This is a genomic window from Pantoea sp. JZ29 (genome assembly GCF_035190385.1).
Taxonomy (GTDB): Bacteria; Pseudomonadota; Gammaproteobacteria; order Enterobacterales; family Enterobacteriaceae; genus Pantoea; species Pantoea stewartii.
In genome coordinates this window covers 2,325,377-2,344,273 of sequence record NZ_CP045241.1, presented here as the reverse complement: position 1 = coordinate 2,344,273, position 18,897 = coordinate 2,325,377, and the positions used below count along the sequence as shown (strand labels likewise).

21 protein-coding genes are annotated in these 18,897 nt (G+C 55.5%); 20 read left to right on the top strand and 1 reads right to left on the bottom strand.

The features are described 5' to 3' along the window. The first annotated feature begins 373 nt into the window (after positions 1-373). Positions 374-1,225, top strand: coding sequence for an NAD(P)-dependent oxidoreductase (locus GC090_RS10900; RefSeq protein ID WP_226375699.1), 852 nt, complete (start codon positions 374-376; stop codon positions 1,223-1,225). Further along, positions 1,222-2,004: an AraC family transcriptional regulator gene (locus tag GC090_RS10895; RefSeq protein WP_324019730.1), complete on the top strand. Its 783-nt coding sequence runs from the start codon at positions 1,222-1,224 to the stop codon at positions 2,002-2,004. Before GC090_RS10900 ends, GC090_RS10895 begins: the two co-directional genes overlap by 4 nt. Here GC090_RS10895 and leuA read toward each other — a convergent pair. Next, positions 1,925-3,640, bottom strand: a complete 1,716-nt coding sequence (gene leuA, locus GC090_RS10890; protein WP_324019729.1) for a 2-isopropylmalate synthase — start codon at positions 3,638-3,640, stop codon at positions 1,925-1,927. The two genes, GC090_RS10895 and leuA, sit on opposite strands and share 80 nt — an antisense overlap. A 185-nt stretch (positions 3,641-3,825) precedes the next feature. On the opposite strand from leuA, the gene GC090_RS10885 reads away from it, so the two are divergent. The 18 genes from GC090_RS10885 to GC090_RS10800 all read left to right on the top strand — a co-directional run bounded on the left by GC090_RS10885 (position 3,826) and on the right by GC090_RS10800 (position 18,852). Next, a complete protein-coding gene (locus GC090_RS10885; protein WP_324019728.1) occupies positions 3,826-4,848 on the top strand; it encodes a dipeptidase in 1,023 nt (340 codons plus the stop codon). A gap of 139 nt (positions 4,849-4,987) precedes the next feature. Beyond that, positions 4,988-5,059: a pyrroloquinoline quinone precursor peptide PqqA gene (gene pqqA / locus GC090_RS10880; protein WP_009090272.1), complete on the top strand. Its 72-nt coding sequence runs from the start codon at positions 4,988-4,990 to the stop codon at positions 5,057-5,059. A gap of 52 nt (positions 5,060-5,111) precedes the next feature. After that, complete coding sequence (pqqB, locus tag GC090_RS10875; protein WP_033741347.1) at positions 5,112-6,038, top strand: pyrroloquinoline quinone biosynthesis protein PqqB; 927 nt, start codon at positions 5,112-5,114, stop codon at positions 6,036-6,038. Next, on the top strand, positions 6,032-6,787 hold the full coding sequence (gene pqqC / locus GC090_RS10870) for a pyrroloquinoline-quinone synthase PqqC (RefSeq protein WP_033741349.1): 756 nt from the start codon (positions 6,032-6,034) through the stop codon (positions 6,785-6,787). Before pqqB ends, pqqC begins: the two co-directional genes overlap by 7 nt. A gap of 2 nt (positions 6,788-6,789) precedes the next feature. Further along, positions 6,790-7,068 (top strand): pyrroloquinoline quinone biosynthesis peptide chaperone PqqD, encoded by a 279-nt coding sequence (gene pqqD, locus GC090_RS10865; RefSeq protein WP_033741351.1) that lies wholly within the window; start codon positions 6,790-6,792, stop codon positions 7,066-7,068. Then, entirely contained in the window at positions 7,055-8,197 is a 1,143-nt protein-coding gene (gene pqqE / locus GC090_RS10860; protein ID WP_058701944.1) for a pyrroloquinoline quinone biosynthesis protein PqqE, read from the top strand. The genes pqqD and pqqE overlap by 14 nt, the downstream gene beginning before the upstream one ends. Further along, entirely contained in the window at positions 8,197-10,458 is a 2,262-nt protein-coding gene (gene pqqF / locus GC090_RS10855; protein WP_324019725.1) for a pyrroloquinoline quinone biosynthesis protein PqqF, read from the top strand. The genes pqqE and pqqF overlap by 1 nt, the downstream gene beginning before the upstream one ends. A 118-nt stretch (positions 10,459-10,576) precedes the next feature. Continuing rightward, complete coding sequence (locus GC090_RS10850; RefSeq protein WP_039340419.1) at positions 10,577-11,161, top strand: YceI family protein; 585 nt, start codon at positions 10,577-10,579, stop codon at positions 11,159-11,161. Between the two features lie 524 nt (positions 11,162-11,685). After that, positions 11,686-12,666 carry a 6-phosphofructokinase gene (locus GC090_RS10845; RefSeq protein WP_058709155.1) on the top strand — a complete coding sequence of 327 codons (981 nt, stop codon included), beginning with the start codon at positions 11,686-11,688 and terminating at the stop codon, positions 12,664-12,666. A 9-nt stretch (positions 12,667-12,675) separates the two neighbouring features. Continuing rightward, positions 12,676-12,990, top strand: coding sequence for a PTS sugar transporter subunit IIB (locus GC090_RS10840; protein WP_033741363.1), 315 nt, complete (start codon positions 12,676-12,678; stop codon positions 12,988-12,990). After that, entirely contained in the window at positions 12,983-14,350 is a 1,368-nt protein-coding gene (locus GC090_RS10835; RefSeq protein ID WP_033741366.1) for a PTS sugar transporter subunit IIC, read from the top strand. Before GC090_RS10840 ends, GC090_RS10835 begins: the two co-directional genes overlap by 8 nt. Next, complete coding sequence (locus GC090_RS10830; protein WP_058701942.1) at positions 14,337-15,179, top strand: class II fructose-bisphosphate aldolase; 843 nt, start codon at positions 14,337-14,339, stop codon at positions 15,177-15,179. The genes GC090_RS10835 and GC090_RS10830 overlap by 14 nt, the downstream gene beginning before the upstream one ends. A 63-nt stretch (positions 15,180-15,242) precedes the next feature. Then, positions 15,243-15,512, top strand: coding sequence for a hypothetical protein (locus tag GC090_RS10825; RefSeq protein ID WP_039340416.1), 270 nt, complete (start codon positions 15,243-15,245; stop codon positions 15,510-15,512). Positions 15,513-15,521: 9 nt separating this feature from the next. Beyond that, the gene (locus GC090_RS10820; RefSeq protein WP_033741369.1) at positions 15,522-15,959 is read left to right on the top strand and encodes a PTS sugar transporter subunit IIA; all 438 of its coding nucleotides are present in this window, start codon (positions 15,522-15,524) and stop codon (positions 15,957-15,959) included. Next, positions 15,956-16,597 (top strand): P-loop nucleotide/nucleoside kinase family protein, encoded by a 642-nt coding sequence (locus GC090_RS10815; protein ID WP_039340414.1) that lies wholly within the window; start codon positions 15,956-15,958, stop codon positions 16,595-16,597. The genes GC090_RS10820 and GC090_RS10815 overlap by 4 nt, the downstream gene beginning before the upstream one ends. Then, positions 16,548-16,979, top strand: coding sequence for a thiol-disulfide oxidoreductase DCC family protein (locus GC090_RS10810; RefSeq protein WP_033741374.1), 432 nt, complete (start codon positions 16,548-16,550; stop codon positions 16,977-16,979). Before GC090_RS10815 ends, GC090_RS10810 begins: the two co-directional genes overlap by 50 nt. Before the next feature lie 151 nt (positions 16,980-17,130). Next, a complete protein-coding gene (locus GC090_RS10805; RefSeq protein WP_006119106.1) occupies positions 17,131-17,538 on the top strand; it encodes a DUF2231 domain-containing protein in 408 nt (135 codons plus the stop codon). Between the two features lie 12 nt (positions 17,539-17,550). Continuing rightward, positions 17,551-18,852, top strand: a complete 1,302-nt coding sequence (locus GC090_RS10800) for a PQQ-dependent sugar dehydrogenase (protein WP_110267525.1) — start codon at positions 17,551-17,553, stop codon at positions 18,850-18,852. The last annotated feature ends 45 nt before the right edge of the window (positions 18,853-18,897 follow it).

Genomic DNA, 18,897 nt, shown 5'->3' with positions numbered 1-18,897 from the left:
CCTGAAAGCGGCTATCCCAGGGGAGGTCGCCAGCCCGATGCGGGTCGAACGCCATGACGACTGGCGGCAGGTCGCAGTATACGGGGATAAACGAACCCACGGGCACAATCGCCCTTATGTTAATCGTTTTGTCTGTTGTCTGGAAAAACGTAAATGTTCAGCCGATGGATGTAACCGTGAGACGGGCATCCTGGGTAGATCTCTCCCGCGTTTGGCCCGGTTGCGGGCCGAACGACAGGCGGCGTTGTCAGTAACTGGTTTGGGAAGCCACAGCGGACGTTAACGGAAGGACGAGGTAACCGATGCTACCTTTTATCTTACGCCAACCCGTATGAGCAACACGGGCCTGACTATTCACTACAAGGAAATCAGCATGAACGTAGCGGTTTTAGGATTGGGTGCCATGGGGCACGCCTTTGCAGCGAATTTACTGAAAAAAGGGTTTGAGGTTCACGGCTGGAACCGCACGCGCGCACGGGGCGAAGACCTGGTTGACGCCGGGCTGAACCTTGCGGATTCGGCATCTGAAGCAGTAAGCGAGGCTGATGTCGTGATTGCGATGTTATCCGATGGCGAAACGACAGCGCAGGTGCTGCATGAGGTGAACGCGGCTCTGAAGCAGGACGCCACGCTGTGTCAGATGGGGACCATTGGCGTTGAAAAAACCGATGCGCTGATCGCCTTCTTTGCCCAAACGCGCCCGGATGTGGTGTTTATCGATGCACCGGTTTCCGGCACCAAAGCGCCTGCGGAAAACGCCCAGATTCTGGTGCTGGCCAGCGGCGACCGTTCGCGTGCCCAGGCTGCTGAAGCGGTGTTTGCCGCGATAGGTAAAGGCACGCAGTGGCTGGGCGAGGCGGGCAAAAGTTCGCGTATGAAACTGGTGATCAACAGCTGGTTAATCGGCCTGATGCAAAGTCTGGCGGAGAGCAACCGGCTCGCTGAACAGTTTGGTTTTTCAACCCACGATCTGTGGCAGGTGCTGGACGGCGGTCCGCTGGCCGCGCCGTATGCCAAAATGAAGCTCGCCATGATGGAAAGCGAAGATTACACGCCGCAGATGCATCTGCAGTGGGCGCTTAAAGATGCCCGGCTGGCGCTTGAGGCGTCGGACAGCACACTGCCCGCGCTGGAAAATATCGCCCGCGTCTGGCAGCAGGCCGTGGAGGCCGGGCACGGCGAAGAGGATTTAGCGGTGATCTATAAGTACCTTAAGTCGCAATGAGTGCAACGATCCGTTTCGATTTCAGCACGCGTCCGCTGGTGCCGCTGGCGCACGATTATCCGCATGGGGCAACGGAGCCCTGGCATTTTCATCGTTGTGCGCAGTTGATTCATACCTTAAGCGGCGTGGTGCGGGTTGAAACCGAACAGGGCAGTTGGGTGGTACCGCCCAGCCGCGGCGTCTGGCTGCCAGCCATGACGCGCCATAGCTTACAGATTACCGGCGCGGTCGCGGCCCGGGTGCTATTTGTGGACCCGCTGGCCAGGGCCGATCTGCCTGCCAGTTGCCAGGTCGTACAAATTTCGGCCCTGCTGCGGGCGCTGATCGTCAGCGCCATGGATTTACCGGTTTCCTATGCGCCCGCCAGCCGGGCGGAACGGATTTACGAGCTGATCCTGGATGAAATTCGCGGCATGGATGTGCTGCCCTTTGCCTTGCCCGTGCCCGACAGCCCGCGTTTACAGGCATTGTGCATGCAGATTCAGGCGGAGCCCGCCGGTGACTGGACGCTGGCCCGCGCCAGCGAATGGCTTAATGTGTCTGGCCGGACGCTGGCCCGTCACTTCGAACGTGAAACCGGGCTTTATTTCAGCGAGTGGGTGCGCCGTGCGCGCGTGGCCATTGCCCTGACCCGGCTGGCACAGGGCGACCCGGTTCTACAGGTCGCCCTCGATCTGGGCTATGAGAGCCCCGGTGCGTTTAGTGCGATGTTTCGTCGTGTGCTCGGTGTGGCACCGACGGACTACTTTCCGGCGGCAGAAAGTGACCTGCCGCGTTGAGGAGGGCCTGCAGGGCGGCACGTGACGTATCGCTGTCGATGCTGACGCCCCATGCGCGCTCTCCCTGAAGATTGATACAGCTGACATAGGCAACCGATCGGCTGTCGCTGCGTTTTCCCAGCGTGTGTTCATGGTAATGTTCGATCGTTAACGTCAGATCGCAGGCGTGACGCAGCGCGTTGACGGCGGCGGACAACAGCCCGTTACCGCAGCCTGTCAGCAGGAGAATGTGGTCGTGATGGCGGACGTGGGCGCGCAGGCGCGTTTGCTCGCCTTGTTCGCTTTCACTCTGGGCATCCATCAGACGCAGCGTGGGCCGATCAATCTGGTAGTGACGACAGAACAGTTGCCAGACCGCGTGCTGCGTCATTTCTTTTCCGTGGGTATCGGTTTCCTGTTGTACACACCGACTGAAATCCTGCTGAAGGGCGCGCGGCAGTTGCAGACCGTGGTTCTGCTCCAGCAGCCAGGCCGCCCCACTTTTCCCCGACTGGCTGTTAACCCGAATCACCGCTTCATAACTGCTGCCGATATCCGCCGGGTCGAGGGGCAAATAGGGCATCTGCCACACGGTTTCCTGCTGCTGTGCGCGCCAGGTAAACCCCTTTTTGATCGCATCCTGATGCGAACCGGAAAACGCGGTAAACACCAGTTCGCCGGCATAGGGATGACGCGGATGGACGGGCAGTTTATTGCAGGCGGTGACGACCTCAATCACGCGGGCCATGTCACTGAAATCCAGTCCGGGGGCAACACCCTGGGTATAAAGATTTAACGCCAGCGTCACCAGATCCACATTCCCCGTGCGCTCTCCGTTACCCAACAGGCAGCCTTCAATGCGGTCCGCACCGGCTAACAGCGCCAGTTCCGCGCAGGCAACGCCCGTGCCGCGATCGTTATGCGGATGAACGCTAATGCACACTGCCTGTCGACGACTAAAGTGACGACAGAAAAACTCAATCTGATCGGCATACACATTGGGCGTGTTAACTTCAACCGTGGCGGGTAAGTTGATGATCATGGGGCGCTCAGGCCCGGGTTCCCAGACGGCGGCCACCGCTTCACAAATGTCGAGGGCAAACGCTGGCTCGGTAAAGCAGAAGGTTTCCGGCGAGTATTCAAAGGTCCACAGTGTCTCGGGTGCGGCCTCGCAGGCGGCCCGGATTTGCCGCGCGCTGTCGGTAGCCAGCGCTACAATCTGCGCTTTACTCTGGTTAAATACACGTTCCCGGAACAGCGGTGCGGTGGCATTGTACAAATGGATAATGGCGCGCGGTGCGCCTTTCAGGGCGCAGAAGGTCGTCTCAATCAGATCGTGACGCGCGGGGGTTAAAACCTGCACCGTCACGTCTTCAGGAATGCGCTGCTGTTCAATCAAATCCCGTACGAAGTCAAAGTCGGTTTGCGAGGCTGACGGGAAGGCGACTTCGATTTCTTTGGCCCCGCAGTCCAGCAATAATTGCCAGAACTGCAGCTTTTGCGCGCGACTCATCGGTTCAGCCAGCGCCTGATTGCCATCCCGCAGGTCGGTAGACAGCCAGCGCGGCGCACGGCTGATTGACCGCGAAGGCCACTGACGGTCAGGCAGGTCAACCAGGGGGAAAGGGCGGTATTTCTCGGCGGGATTCGTTAACATTGCGTTCTCCTTTTCGGTGTCAGCTCAGTGTGGCGAAAGCGCAGCCATGCGGCGCGCGCAAAAATGACAACCTGATACGCAAAAGTGACAACCGTGATTCATGGGCTGTGGCACGGCGTGCGCTGCCATTTGCCGAAGCGGGGCGACAGCGTTAGCATAACCCGATGTTCTTGAGGGGGTTTTCTATGCAGATTTTCGACGGGCACAACGATCTGTTACTGAATTTGTGGCTGCACCATCGTGATGCGCCTGCTGAGGCGTTCTTTGCCGGCGTGCCTGAGGGCCATCTGGATTACCCTCGCATCCAGCAGGGCGGATTCGCAGGTGGGCTGTGCGCGATTTTTGTTCTGCCGAAGGATTACCTGGCGCAGGTCGCGTCCACGCGTGCTGCAGAAGAACCTTATGATCCCCTGACGATAATGTGGCAGCAGCTTGACCTGCTGCAGCGTATCGTGGCGCACGCGGAGGGGCGGGTAAAACTGTGTCGCAGCGCGGCAGAAATCGACGCCTGTCGCGCAGAGGGCGTTTTGGCGTTAGTCGCCCATATCGAAGGCGCGGATGCGCTGGATCCCGACGGCGAGGCGTTGACGGCGTTTTATCATGCCGGGGTGCGCTCGATTGGGCCTTTCTGGAATCTGAAAAACCGCTTTGGCGAAGGGGTTAGCGGCAGCTTTCCGGGATCACCCGACACCGGTCCCGGCCTGACGGCAGAAGGGGAAGCGCTTATCAGGCAGGCGGCCGCGCTGAATATGATGATTGATGTGTCCCATATGAACGAGAAGGCATTCTGGGATACCGCGCGCCTCGGCCTTTCCCCACTGGTCGCCAGTCATTCCAATGCGCATGCTCTCTGTCCGCAACCCCGTAACCTGACGGATGATCAGCTTCGGGCGATTCGCGACAGCGGCGGTGTGGTCGGGATTAACTTTGGCAACGCTTTTCTGCGTGCTGACGGAAAACGTGACAGCGACACCAATTTGACAGAAATCGTCAAACATTGCGATCACCTTATTAACATAATGGGCAGCGATCATGTGGCCTTCGGGTCAGACTTTGACGGCATTTCGGTGCCCGATGCGCTCGGCGATGTCAGTGGGTTGCCCCGGTTGCTCGCTGTTTTTCGCGACAAAGGCTATGATGAAAGCGTGCTGGAGAAATTGACGTGGGGAAACTGGCTGCGGGTTTTACACCTTACCGGCATCCGTTAACACGTTTTCTTACGGGCTTTTCGTTGATTTCACCCCAGGGTCTGCGAGAAAATAGCGTGACAAGGTTCGCATTTTAATCCCTGTTACGATGCTGTCTTGCAGTACGTTCTTTGTCTGTTTATTTATAAGGAAGAAAATTATGTGGAAAAAACCAACATTTGTTGATCTGCGCCTCGGTCTGGAAGTAACACTGTACATTTCCAACCGTTAATCCTTTGCCCGCCGCTTGTGCGGGCATTTTGTTTCAACACCTGGTCCCTTTCATGTTTATTAAAGTCCTTGGTTCGGCGGCAGGCGGCGGATTCCCGCAATGGAACTGCAACTGTCCCAACTGTCAGGGTGTCCGTAACGGCACCGTTCAGGCGACGCCGCGTACGCAGTCCTCTATTATTGTCAGCGATAATGGCGAGGACTGGGTGCTGTGCAATGCCTCCCCCGATATCAGTCAGCAGATTTTGCACACGCCAGAACTCATCAAAAAAGGTGTGCTGCGCGGTACGGCGATCGGCGGCATTATCCTGACTGACAGCCAGATAGACCATACTACCGGTCTGCTCAGTCTGCGTGAAGGTTGTCCGCATCAGGTATGGTGCACGCCGGAAGTCTATGACGATCTCACCACGGGCTTCCCGGTGTTCACCATGCTGAAACACTGGAACGGCGGCTTACAGCATCGGCCCATTCGCCCGTTAGCGCCGTTTAGCGTGGACGTCTGTCCGGATCTCCAGTTCACTGCGATTCCAATCCTCAGTAACGCACCACCGTACTCGCCTTATCGCGATCGGCCGTTACCGGGCCATAACGTGGCGCTGTTTATTGAAAACCGCGCAAACGGCCAGAAACTGCTGTATGCGCCCGGACTGGGCGAGCCGGATGCGGTGATTCTGCCGTGGCTCGAACAGGCGGACTGCCTGCTGATTGACGGCACGGTCTGGCAGGACGATGAATTACTCTCCGCGGGCGTGGGCAAAAATACCGGCAAGGCCATGGGCCATCTGGCGCTGGCCGAAGAGCAGGGGCTGATGGCGTTACTCGCCCGTCTGCCCGCAAAACGCAAAATCCTTATTCATATTAACAACACCAATCCCATCCTTGACGAACAGTCGCCTCAGCGTCAGTACCTGACTGAACAGGGCATTGAGGTGAGTCAGGACGGAATGGCGATACAGTTGCAGGACGAAAGATGCTGATTACGGAAACCCTGTCGCCTCAGGCCTTCGAACAGGCGCTGCGTGATAAAGGCGCGTACTACCATATCCATCACCCTTATCACATCGCGATGCACAATGGCCAGGCCACACGCGAGCAGATTCAGGGCTGGGTGGCGAACCGCTTCTATTATCAAACCAGTATCCCGTTGAAGGATGCGGCCATCATGGCCAACTGCCCGGACCCGGCCACCCGGCGTAAATGGGTACAACGTATTCTGGATCACGATGGCAGCCAGGGCGCTGATGGCGGCATTGAGGCCTGGCTGCGGCTGGGCGAGGCGGTCGGGCTGACGCGTGAGGCATTGCTTTCTGAACAGCATGTCCTGCCGGGCGTGCGTTTTGCGGTAGATGCCTATGTCAACTTTGCCCGCCGCGCTAACTGGCAGGAGGCGGCCTGCAGTTCGCTGACGGAGTTGTTCGCGCCACAGATTCATCAGTCACGGCTCGACAGCTGGCCTCAGCACTATCCGTGGATTAAAGAAGAAGGCTATTTTTACTTCCGCAGCCGTCTGAGTCAGGCTAACCGCGACGTGGAACACGGTCTTGCCCTGGCGCTTGAGTTCTGTAATACGGCGGAAAAACAGAACAGGATGCTGGAGATTCTGCAGTTCAAGCTGGACATTCTCTGGACGCTGCTGGATGCCATGACCATGGCTTACGAACTTCACCGCCCGCCTTATCACAGCGTGACCGATAAGGCCGTCTGGCACACAACCCGACTGGTATAATGATGAACGAACACACAATTGTCGCCTTTCGCCGTGGCTACCGTATGCAATGGGAAGCGGCACAGGACAGCCATGTGGTGCTTTATCCCGAAGGCATGGCGAAGTTAAATGAAACCGCAGCGGCCATTCTGGCGCTGGTGGACGGCAAACAGGATATCGCTTCCATTATTGCCACGCTGGATGCTCAGTTCCCGGACGCGGGCGGCGTGGGCGAAGATGTGAAAGAATTCCTGCAGTCAGCTTATGAACAGAAGTGGATACAGTTCCGTGACCCAGCTTAAACCCGGCGTCAACCCACCGCTATGGCTGCTGGCAGAGTTAACCTACCGCTGTCCGCTGCAGTGTCCGTACTGTTCGAATCCCCTGGATTTTGCCCAGCAGGCGCGCGAGCTTACCACCGCACAGTGGATCGAGGTCTTTCGCCAGGCCCGTGCCATGGGCAGCGTGCAGCTGGGCTTTTCGGGCGGTGAACCGCTGACGCGTAAGGATCTGCCCGAACTCATCAAAGCGGCGCGTGATTTAGGGTTTTATACCAACCTGATCACCTCCGGCATTGGTCTGACGGAGAAAAAACTCGACGCATTCAGCGAGGCCGGTCTGGATCATATTCAGATCAGTTTTCAGGCCAGTGATGAAACCCTCAACGCGGCGCTGGCCGGCTCGAAAAAAGCCTTTCAGCAGAAGCTGGAGATGGCGCGCGCAGTGAAAGCTCACGGCTATCCGATGGTGCTGAATTTCGTACTGCATCGCCATAACATCGACCAGATCGATAAGATTATCGATCTGTGCATTGAGCTGGAGGCGGATGATGTTGAACTGGCGACCTGCCAGTTTTACGGTTGGGCACAGCTGAACCGCGAAGGGTTATTGCCGACGCGTGAGCAGATTGCCCGGGCGGAGGCGGTCGTTAACCGCTACCGCACGCAGATGAACGAGCGGGGCAGCCTCACTAACCTGCTGTTCGTTACGCCAGATTACTATGAAGAACGACCAAAGCCGTGCATGGGCGGTTGGGGCGCGATTTTCCTGAGCGTCACGCCAGAAGGCACGGCGCTGCCGTGCCACAGCGCGCGACAGTTGCCGGTGGCCTTTCCCTCGGTCCTGGAGCAGTCGCTGGAAGACATCTGGTATCACTCGTTTGGTTTTAACCGCTACCGGGGGTTCGACTGGATGCCGGAACCCTGCCGCTCCTGTGATGAAAAAGAGAAAGACTTTGGTGGCTGCCGCTGCCAGGCCTTTATGCTGACCGGCGATGCCGATAATACCGATCCGGTCTGCAGTAAGTCACCGCATCACGGCACAATCCTTGAGGCGCGCCGTCAGGCAGACTGCAGTGATATCAAAATCGGTCAGCTACAGTTCCGCAACCGCACCAATTCTCAGTTGATCTATAAAACGCGGAATCTGTAATGCACACACGCAGCCTGACCCTGAACGGACTCCGCGTGACGCTCGTCCACCAGCCGGACGCAACGCAGGCGGCGGCGCTGGTGAAGGTGGCGGCGGGCAGTCACGATGAACCTGATAACTGGCCCGGCCTGGCGCATCTGCTTGAGCATATGCTGTTCAGCGGTGGCCAGCGCTGGCCCGACGAAGGGCGGCTGATGAGCTGGGTGCAGGCGCAGGGCGGGCAGGTGAATGCCACCACCCTGGCGCGCCAGAGCGCCTTTTTTTTTGAAGTCGCCCCGGACAGTCTGGCTGATGGCCTGCTGCGCCTGCAGGATATGCTGAGCGCGCCGCGGTTAACGCCAGAGGCCATTACTCAGGAAATTGCTGTGATTGATGCCGAGCATCGGCTGCTGCAGCATCACGCTTCGGCCAGAGCAGAGGCGGCTATATTCTCAACGGTCATCGCACCGGCCAGTTTCCAGCGCTTTCAGACCGGCAACAGGGCGGTTTTTGGTGACAACGTCACTGAATTGCAGGCCGCGCTGCGGGCGTTTCATCAGCGTTTTTATCACGCCGGCACGATGACGCTGTGGCTTCAGGGGCCGCAGCCGCTGGACGAACTGGCAACGCTGGCTGAGATTTTTGCTGCTCCTTTTGCCCTTCGCGATGCGGGCAGTCTTCCGGCACCAGACGTTGAATTATCGGCCGACAGGAGGCTGATGTTGCAGCAGGACGGCCCGTCCGAAGTGACGCTGAGCTGGCTGTTACCAACGGCGCTAAGTGACAGTGTCACGCTGTTGCGCGAGTTTTTGCTGGATGAAGCCCCCGGCGGCTTGCTGGCCGCCTTCTACGCGCGCGGGCTCGCCAGTCAGCTACAGATAAAATGGCTGTATCAGTCCGCAAAAACGCAGTGGTTGATGATGACAGTGACGGGTGAGCAACCCGCCGTGGTACAGGCATTGCTGATGTCATTTTTCACCGCCTTGAGTCATACCACAGCGACGCAGCGGCAACACTACTGGCACCTGGCGCAGCGGCGGCTGGCTGCATTGTCGCCCTTAATGCAGCTTCAGGCGCGGGCTTTAGGGTTTGCCGCCACGGACGACTGCCCCGAACTCTCGCCCTTATTACAGACGCTGGCCGGCGTGCCAGCAACCACCCTGGTTTGTGCCGCTGACGTGGCTGGCGAATCACGCAGCGTACAGGGTTATGCGCTCACCCTGGCGCGCTGGCAGTCGCCCGACGTCAGTGTTCCCCCTGTTAAGTGGTTTTTTTATCCCGGCCCTAATCCTTTCCCGCCCGCCAGGCTGCCCACCACCGCGGTGACGTTGCCACACATTCACCCGGATGAAACCTCCGGCACGCTGATACTTCGTCCCGAACTGTACAGTACGCTAGCGGCAGGTCAGGCCTGCGAAAGCGCCTTGCGGCCGGTGTTTGCAGTACTGCGTCACTTTGGCGGCGGTGGGGAATGGTGTGAAAGGCAGGGCGTCTGGCAACTGACGCTGGACTTACCCGCCGACGAGGCGCTGCTCAGCGCAGCGCTGGCGCAACTGTTATCCTGCCTGATACCGGGAACGGAAGAGGCCAGCTCTGCCGTTCCCGGTATTGCAATACGCGAACTGCTACGACAATTGCCTTACTGCCTGGCGTCATCCGTGCAGCCGCAGCGCTGGCGGGCCATCCTTCTGGGCGGTAATGCCCGTCGACATCAACAACTTGCGCAACAGCTCAGCGTGCTGAAGGTCAATTCTGCTACATTACCCGCGCGGGCATGGGTGAGCGGCGAAAGCAGGATACCGCACCCCTCGGACGACAGCGCCATTCTGCTGTTTATACCACTGGCCGATCCTCAACAGCTGGCCGCACTGCGCGCGCTGGCGCTGCTATACGCGCCGCGTTTTTATCAGCGCTACCGTGTTGAACACCCCATCGGTTATGTCGTCAGCTGCCGTTACCAGCGTTGTGTGGATATCGACGGTATTCTTTTTGCGCTTCAGTCACCGACCCTGTCTGCCACAACGCTGATTCAGTATTGCGACGATTTCCTGCAGCAGATGACGTCCGTGACAGACGCGGCCAATCTCGACGGGGTGAAAACACAGTTAGCCGCAGCGCAGGAAGAATCCACCATCGAGGCGCTGCGTCAGGCTAACGGACTGCCCACACTGACTTCACAGGATATTGCTGCCCTCAGCACTCAGCAGTTAACGCAGTTGCATCACCAGTTATGCAGCCAGAAATCAGCGTGGCGCATCTTACGTACAGACGATAAGCAGTAGAATAATTACTCGTCGATATTGTTGAATGATTTTGATTGTTTACGCCAAATCTCTTCACTTTTTATTCCTGCCGCTTTGCACCAGACTCAATGTGACGCCATAAAAAAAGGAATGAAAAGTGAAAGATGTTAAACGTTTTACACTGCCACTGATCGCAGTTGCCGCGCTGTATATCCCGGTTTCTCAGGCTGAGACAATGCACTACCAGCTGGATCCACAGCATACGTCGGTCGTTATGAGCTGGGAACACTTCGGCTTCTCGCATCCTACCGCCGATATTCCGGATGCCACGGGTTCACTGGTGTTCGACAGCAGCAAACCCGAGCAGTCGCGTGTTGACGTGACCTTGCCTGTCACCAAAATTGACAGCCATGTGCCTGCACTGACGAAAGAATTTAAAGGCGCCGACTATTTTGACGTCGCCAAATACCCGAGCGCGACCTTCCGCAGCACCAAAGTCATTGCTAAAGGCGATAACAAATTTGACGTAGAAGGTAATCTGACGCTGAAAGGCATCACCAAACCGGTTACGCTGCACGCCACGCTGAACAAGCAGGGTGAGCATCCGATGGTGAAAAAGCAGGCGATTGGTTTTGATGCGACCGGCACCATCAAGCGTTCTGACTTCAAACTGGATAAATACGTGCCTGCGGTCAGCGACGATGTCAAACTGACCATCTCCACCGAAGCGTACGCAAAATAACGCTTTCAGCATGTTTTCCAGCCCGGCACATCCGTTGCCGGGTTTTTTATGCCCGCTTCACCCAACGTCACCGGTACAACACAGCCCGCTTTGCGCAAACGTTCATCATCGTGCCGCGCGTGTAAGAAAACCCGGTGAACGGTTAACCGGACAAGATGAATCCTTTTTCGCTGCCGAAATAACCGGTATCTGTGCTGCCGCCAAAATAACCCGTCAGCATCACAGTGAAAAGTGAGGCGAAAATCACAAATCTGCATCGCGGTTTTTTTGTTATCCGGACACGCGCCAGAAATAACGGTTTCTCTTCGCCTGATGATATTTAACCCGTTGTTTTATCAACCGAAGCTCACAGACCGGGCGCGCTTATTAATTGTGATTTAATTCACATAAACACCTGTTTTAACCCTGCTGTCAATCTATCCACCCGGCAAAATACTCTCGTTTTTGTGATCTCACTTGCAAATATAAGGCTTGTATCCCGAAACAATAGCCCGCAGACGCATTGAGCCAGAGAGGAATGGAGAATGAGAATCGGGATGGTAATCAGCGGCGGCGATGTTACCGGCATAAATAATTTTATTTTTCAGATTGCGAGAATGACGCAGGCGGAAATGGTGTTATTTAATGGCGGTATTCCGGGGCTTCTCGATAATGTTTGTCAGGAAATTGCGCAACGCGATTTAGTGGATTTCTCTGTTACCTCGATTCCGGTTATGCAGTCGGGAAGGACCACGCGAAAATTAATTCGCAGCGAATACGAAACCATCACCCGACAGCTTAAGGCATTGCGTATTGATGTATTAATTATGGCCGGCGGAGATGGCTCACTGCAATTTTTACATACGCTGAGCGAATTTGGTGTGAACTGTTTTGGCATCGGCATGACGATTGATAACGATGTCTTCGGCAGTGATTATACCGTGGGCTTTTCCACTGCCTGTGAGCAGGTACTTAAAGAGGTGGCAAAACTGCGGAATACGGGGCGCGCATTAACCGGCCGGGTATTTATGGTCGAGTTGCTCGGCGGTTACTGTGGTGAACTGACGCTGCAATCGGCAATAAAATCGAATGCGGATTTTGCGTTAATCCCCGAGTGTCAGATTCCGACGGCGACGCTGGCCGGGCGCATCACTCAGCGCCTCAGTGAACAGAACAGCGTCATTATCCTGTGCTCTGAGGGCTATACACGTGAATATTCACCGGGCTTTCAGGGCGCAATCGATACCTTAATTAAGCAACTTGAACCGTTGATCGGTGTGCGCATTCGCAAAACGATTGTCGGTTATGGACTGCGTAATGGCGATCCCACCTGTGAAGAAATTTATCAGGGTACCATTATGGCAAGTGAAGTGGTTCGTTGTATTCAATCCGGAATGCGCAATAAAGCCGTCATTATTAACGGCAGCAATAAGCCTATTCCGATTGACTTAATAAGCATGAAAAAACGCCTGGTCGATACAGAAGGGCACCATTATAAACTCGCTAAACAACTGCAAATAGTGTGAGGAGAAAACATGCTGAAAATTTTATGTGTTTGTGGTTGTGGTCTGGGTTCAAGTTTCGCCATCGAAATGAGTGCGAAAGCCGTTTTAAAAAAACTGGAAATTGAAGCCGATATCGATCACACCACAATTTCAGAAGCTAATGCATTTAAATCCGACATGATTCTGACGCAAAAAGCGTTTGCGGATGTTTTAAATGCTGACGCCACACCAGAACAGATTAAACGGGTCATTATATTAAATAAACTTACCGATAAAGCCGAAATTGAGCAAAAGATCGTGGCTTTCTTAAAAGAACGTAATATGAAGGTTGCTAATCATGAATAGTGTAATCAATTTTCTGGTTAAAGATTTACTGGGGCAGGCATCCATTCTTATCGCTTTTATTGCGCTGATTGGGCTGGTGCTGCAAAAGAAATCTGCGGGAAAAGTGGTGGAAGGGACGTTTAAAACCCTGCTCGGCTTCTTAATTATGATGGCGGGCATCAATATTATTGTCGGCGCACTGACCTTCCTGAACAGTATCTTCACCCACGGCTTTGGGATGCAGGGCTACATCACTGATGTGGCTGCCATCGCCGGGCTGGCCAACCGTGAACTGGGCTCCGAAGTGGCCATGACGCTGCTGGTGATCTTTATCGTCAATATCATCATTGCCCGCCTGACGCCGTTTAAATACATCTTCCTGACCGGACAGGCGTTGTTATGGATGGCCACGATTGGTGCGGTCATCGGCTATAAAGCAGGCTTAACCGGCTTACCGCTGATTCTGACCGGCGGGATTTTTGGTGGCGTTATGGCTGTCGTGATGCCCGCGCTGGCCCAGCCGGTGGTACGGCGTATTACCGATTCGGATGATGTCGCCCTGGGCCACTTCTGTACCATCGGCTATCTGCTGACGGCGGCCGTGGCGAAGGTGGTCGGAAAAGGTTCACGTTCGACGGAGGATCTGAAGTTACCGGACAACTTCAAATTTTTACAGGACACCTACCTGTCAATGGCGGTGGTGATGGTGCCAATGTACCTGATCCCTGCGCTGGCAGCCGGTCCCGCCTTTATTGCGCAGTACAGCAGCGGCACCAACTACCTGATGTATGCCTTTATGCAGTCCATTCAGTTTGTCGCGGGCGTGTTTGTCCTCTACAGCGGTGTGCGACTGCTGCTGAATGAACTGGTTCCGGCATTCCGTGGCATTGCCATGCGGCTGGTGCCGGATGCGAAGCCTGCACTCGACTGCCCGGTCATGTTTCCTTATGCGCCTAACGCAGTCATTGTCGGTTTCCTGGCGACCACGCTCGGCTCCGTGGTCGGCATGCTGGTGTTCCCGATGTTTGGTCTGGCAATGATTCTGCCGGGTCTGCTCACCAACTTCTTTGCAGGCGGCACGGCAGGCGTGTTTGGTAATGCGCTGGGGGGGCGGCGCGGAGCGATGATCGGGGGCTTCGTGCACGGCTTATTCATTACCTTCCTGCCGGCCATTCTGGTGCCGATGCTGGAAAGTTATGGCTTTACCGGCGTGACCTTCAGCGATTCCGATGTCATCAGTACCGGCCTGGTTTTGGGACATGCTTTCCAGAATAACTGGTTGTTCGTCGCCGTATTCGTCGCCTTTGTTACCGCTATCGCCTGGTTTGTTAACGGAAAATCCACTTCATCCCGTGAGGAAAACGTGCATGAAACTTTATAATTTCACTGACCTGCTCAAGATTGCCAAAGAACGTGATTTTAAAGCGGTGGGATCGTTTAATTTACATTGTCTGGAAATGCTGCCCGCCTTTTTTAAGGCGGCAGAACAAACCCACAGCCCGTTAATGATTCAGATTTCTACCGGTACGGCAAAATATCTCGGACACGAATTACTGGTCGATGCCGTTAAATCTTTAGCGAAAAGTAAAAATATTCCAACCTGTCTGCATCTGGATCACTGTTCTGATTTAGAGGCGATTCAGACAGCGATTAACGCCGGATTCAGTTCGGTCATGTACGATGGCTCACATTTACCGCTTGAGGAAAATATTGCTAATACCCGACGGGTTATTGATATGGCGCGCCCGCTAAATGTCTCCGTGGAAGCTGAACTGGGCGCAATCGGCGGATCGGAAGATGGTAAATGCGTGGAGATGGATGAAATTGCGTTTACCCCTGTAGAGGATGCCAGGCGCTTTGTGCACGAAACGGGCGTCGATATGCTGGCGATTTCCATCGGCACCGTGCACGGCCTGTATACCGGGAAAGCCCATATTCAGCACCAGCGCCTGGCCGCAATCACCGACGCCACCGCGACGCCGCTGGTCCTGCACGGCGGAACGGGCGTGAGTGATGAAGATATGCGCCTGGCTGTCAGCAGCGGTATCGACAAAGTGAACGTGGGCACCGAGATGAATGTCCAGTGGGTGGCGCAGTGCAAAACCACGTTCGAAAAAGGCAAAGTAAACGACAGCGTGCGTAATTTCCTGGTGCCCGCTAATAATGCGGTAACCAATGTATTAGTGGAAAAAATGCAGTTATTCCGCTAACCCCATTTATCCCGACGTAAATAAACCTGAAGTGCCCGCGCGCTTTTCGGGGCAGGAGTCGCTATGTTTGGATTCATGAAAAAGAAAGTGGAAAATCAACCGCAGGATGCGGCCGAACAGGATCGCCTGGCAGAATCCGTCAGCGAGAAAATAAGGCAGCTGGAAGCGAAGCTGGCCAGTAATACCGCCGATACCGACACGCAAAAACAATTAATGCTGGAATATAACCGGGCATTATCACTCTATGCAAAAAGCCGTCGTTACCGGGATCACATCGATCCTCTGTTTGTGAAAATTGATGAATTACGCAATCTGGTGCGAAAATCAGTTTAAGGAGCAGTAATGACCATTAAACAGTTATTACAGGAAGCCAATGCCATTCAGGTCGGGGTTGCGGCCAGCGACTGGCAACAGGTGATCGCCATGGCGGCCAAACCGCTGGTGGCGGGCGGCTATATTCGGGCCTCGTATCCTCAGGCTGTCATTGATAACACGCTCACGCACGGTGCCTATTATGTGTTTGAAGAAGGTATCGCCATTCCTCATGCCCGCCCGGAAACGGGCGTTATTCGCGACTGTTTTAGTCTGATTGTGCTGGCAGAACCGATCTCGTTTGAGGGCAGTGAAAAGGCCGATATCGTCATCATGTTCGGTGCCCGTGACAGTAATGCCCACATTGAAGAGGGCATTCGCGCGATTGTCTCGCTGCTTGACGATGACGCGACGCTGGTCAAACTACGCCAGGCCAGTAGTGTGGCGGACGTCATGGAGATCTTATGACCAGACAGGCGGAAAGTAAGCGAGTAGTACTGGTTAACGGAATTCCCGCCTCGGGCAAAAGTACGCTGACCCGGATGCTGTCCGGGCGTTTCACCTTACCGGTATTAACGCTGGACAGCATTAAGGAGCCCTTCATGTCCAGCTTCGCCCCGGTCGATCGTCAGCGTAACCGACAGCTCGGCTGTGCGGCTTACCAGGCGATCTGGAATATTGTGGGCCAGTCACCGGTGAACACGGTTTTTCTGATTGATGCCTGGTTTGGGTTTCAGTCGAAAAGCGTGCTGGAGCAGGGTTTGCAGCGAGCGGGCGTGGATGAGGTGCTGGAGATCTGGATGCAGATCTCACCCGATGAGGCGGTGGCGCGTTACCAGGCTCGCCTGGCGCAACGCATGCCGGGTCACCCCGGCGCGGAGTATCTTCCGGAACTGCGTCGTCTGGCGGAAGAAGCACAACCCATGGCACTGGGGCCGCTGCTGCGGGTTAATGCCAGGGCCATCGATGAAGCGGCGGTTTGTCAGTGGCTGGCTCAGCATACGGGAAAGAAGGACTATACTGCGTCTGTTGAGGATGAAACAGAGGAGCCGCCCCATGCCACAGCCCCCTTATCTGCAAACGGGCGAGAGCGTCGTGCTTTATGATGGTGTATGCAAACTTTGTACAGGATGGGTGCGTTTCCTGTTGCGCCACCGGCTGGCGCGGCAGGTCCGTTTTGCTTCCGTCCAGAGTGAGGAGGGCAAAGCACTACTGAGATGGGCCGGCCTGCCTGACGACAATATCAGCACGATCGTCTACATTCGGGATGAACAGCACTGGCTTCGGGCGCAGGCTATTTTTCGCGTTTTTCAGCAGTTGCCGCTGCCGTGGCGCATCATGAGCGTGCTGCGCTGGTTGCCGAAACGCCTCAGTAACCTTTTTTACGACGCCATTGCGCTGAACCGCTACAGGCTGTTTGGCCGCTATGCGACGCAACAGCCCATTCGCGCCGATTATCCAGGCCGGTTCCTGTCGCATCAGGCCTGACGACACCGCTTTACCCGTCATCGCCTGCAAAGGTGAATTAAAACCATCATTTTTCTTCAGGTTTACTAATATTTTACAGGCAGGTTAACAACGTAATGGGAAGGTAATACGTTGTGCCTGGGCTGTATAACTATTGAAAATGGAGAAAATCATGCGCAACACCTCTGGACGATCGGCCATCGCCGTGACGCTTTACGCTCTCCTCGAACCTCTACCGGTGGGCTTTTTTGTAGCGGCCTGGCTGTTCGATATCGTCTATATGAAGACGACTGTCATCTTCTGGTCTGTCAGTGCCAGTTGGTTAATCGCAATAGGTCTGGTCATTGCTGTTCTGCCACGAGTAATTAGTCTTATTTATCTGTTCCGCGGCAGCAGCGCGCCAGAGAAAACCCATTTCTGGATCTCGCTGGTGGCTATCCTGCTGGCTATCGCTAACGCCTTTATTCACAGCCGTGATGCGTACGCCGTGGTGCCCACGGCGGTGATTCTCTCAACGCTGGTGGTGATACTGCTACTGCTGGCGAATGTGCAACTTGCCCTTCGTCAACGCATCGCTTAAGGAGAAGCCCCAATGAAAATGCCACAATATTCCCTGATAGCGTTGGCGCTGACGGCCCTGTTAGCCGGGTGTGATAACGGTGCGTCGGTCGCGCCTGAAAAACAGATTGGTGCGAATCCTGAGCTGCCGGAAGCCAAAAATTTTATGGTACCGCCGATGCAGGTGCCCAAAGGTGTTCCGTGGAAGAACGGCGAAATGCCCAAGGTCGCCGAGGGGCTGAAGATAGAGAAGATTGCCGATAAGCTTCAGCATCCGCGTCAGGTCTACGTGCTGCCGAACAACGATATTTTGGTCGCGGAATCCAACGGCACACCCAAACCCACGACCAAGCCGAAAGAGCTGATTACGGGTCTGGTAAAAAATGCCTCAGGCAAAGGGGGCAAAGGCGGTAACCGCATCACCCTGTTGCGTAATGTGAATGGCAAGTGGGAGCAACACCGCTTTATCGAGAATCTGACCGCGCCGTTTGGCATGCAACTGGTCGGGAATACCCTGTATGTGGCAAATGCAGACAGTCTGGTGAAATTTCCCTACAGCGAAGGACAAACCGAGATTCGCACCGCGCCGGAAGAGGTGACCGAATTACCCGGCGGGCCCATTAACCACCACTGGACAAAAGCGCTGTTAGCCAGTCCTGATGGCAGCAAACTGTACGTCGGCGTCGGGTCGAACAGCAACATCACCGAAAACGGTATTGGTGCGGAATACCGCCGTGCCGCCGTGCTGGAGGTCGATGCCGCCAGCGGTGCCAGCCGTATTTATGCCAGCGGCTTGCGTAACCCGACGGGGCTCGACTGGGAGCCGCAGACGAAGCAGCTGTGGGCGGTTGTCAACGAGCGTGACGAAATTGGCTCGGATCTGGTGCCCGACTACCTGACGTCTGTTAAAGAGAAGGGCTTCTATGGCTGGCCCTACAGCTATTTTGGTCAACACGTTGATGTACGCGCTCAGCCGCAGCGACCGGATCTGGTCAAAACAGCCATCAAGCCTGATTACGCTCTGAGCTCGCATGTCGCCCCACTGGGCCTGTTGTTTTATGGTGCAGAGAATATGCCGCAGTACCGGGGCGGTGCCTTTATCAGCGAACACGGGAGCTGGAACCGTAAGCCACTGAACGGCTACAAGGTCATCTGGGTGAAATTCGAAAACGGGAAACCGGTGGGGCAACCGCAAACCGTGGTGTCCGGCTTTTTGACTGAGGATGAAAAAGAAGTGCACGGCTTACCGGTGGGCCTGGCCAGCGATAAGCAGGGCGGGTTAATCATCGCCGATGATGCAGGTGATACGATCTGGCGCGTCAGTTCAGCGAAGTAATTGCGACTGCGCAGGCATAAAAAAAGGATTTGGCATAACGCCAAA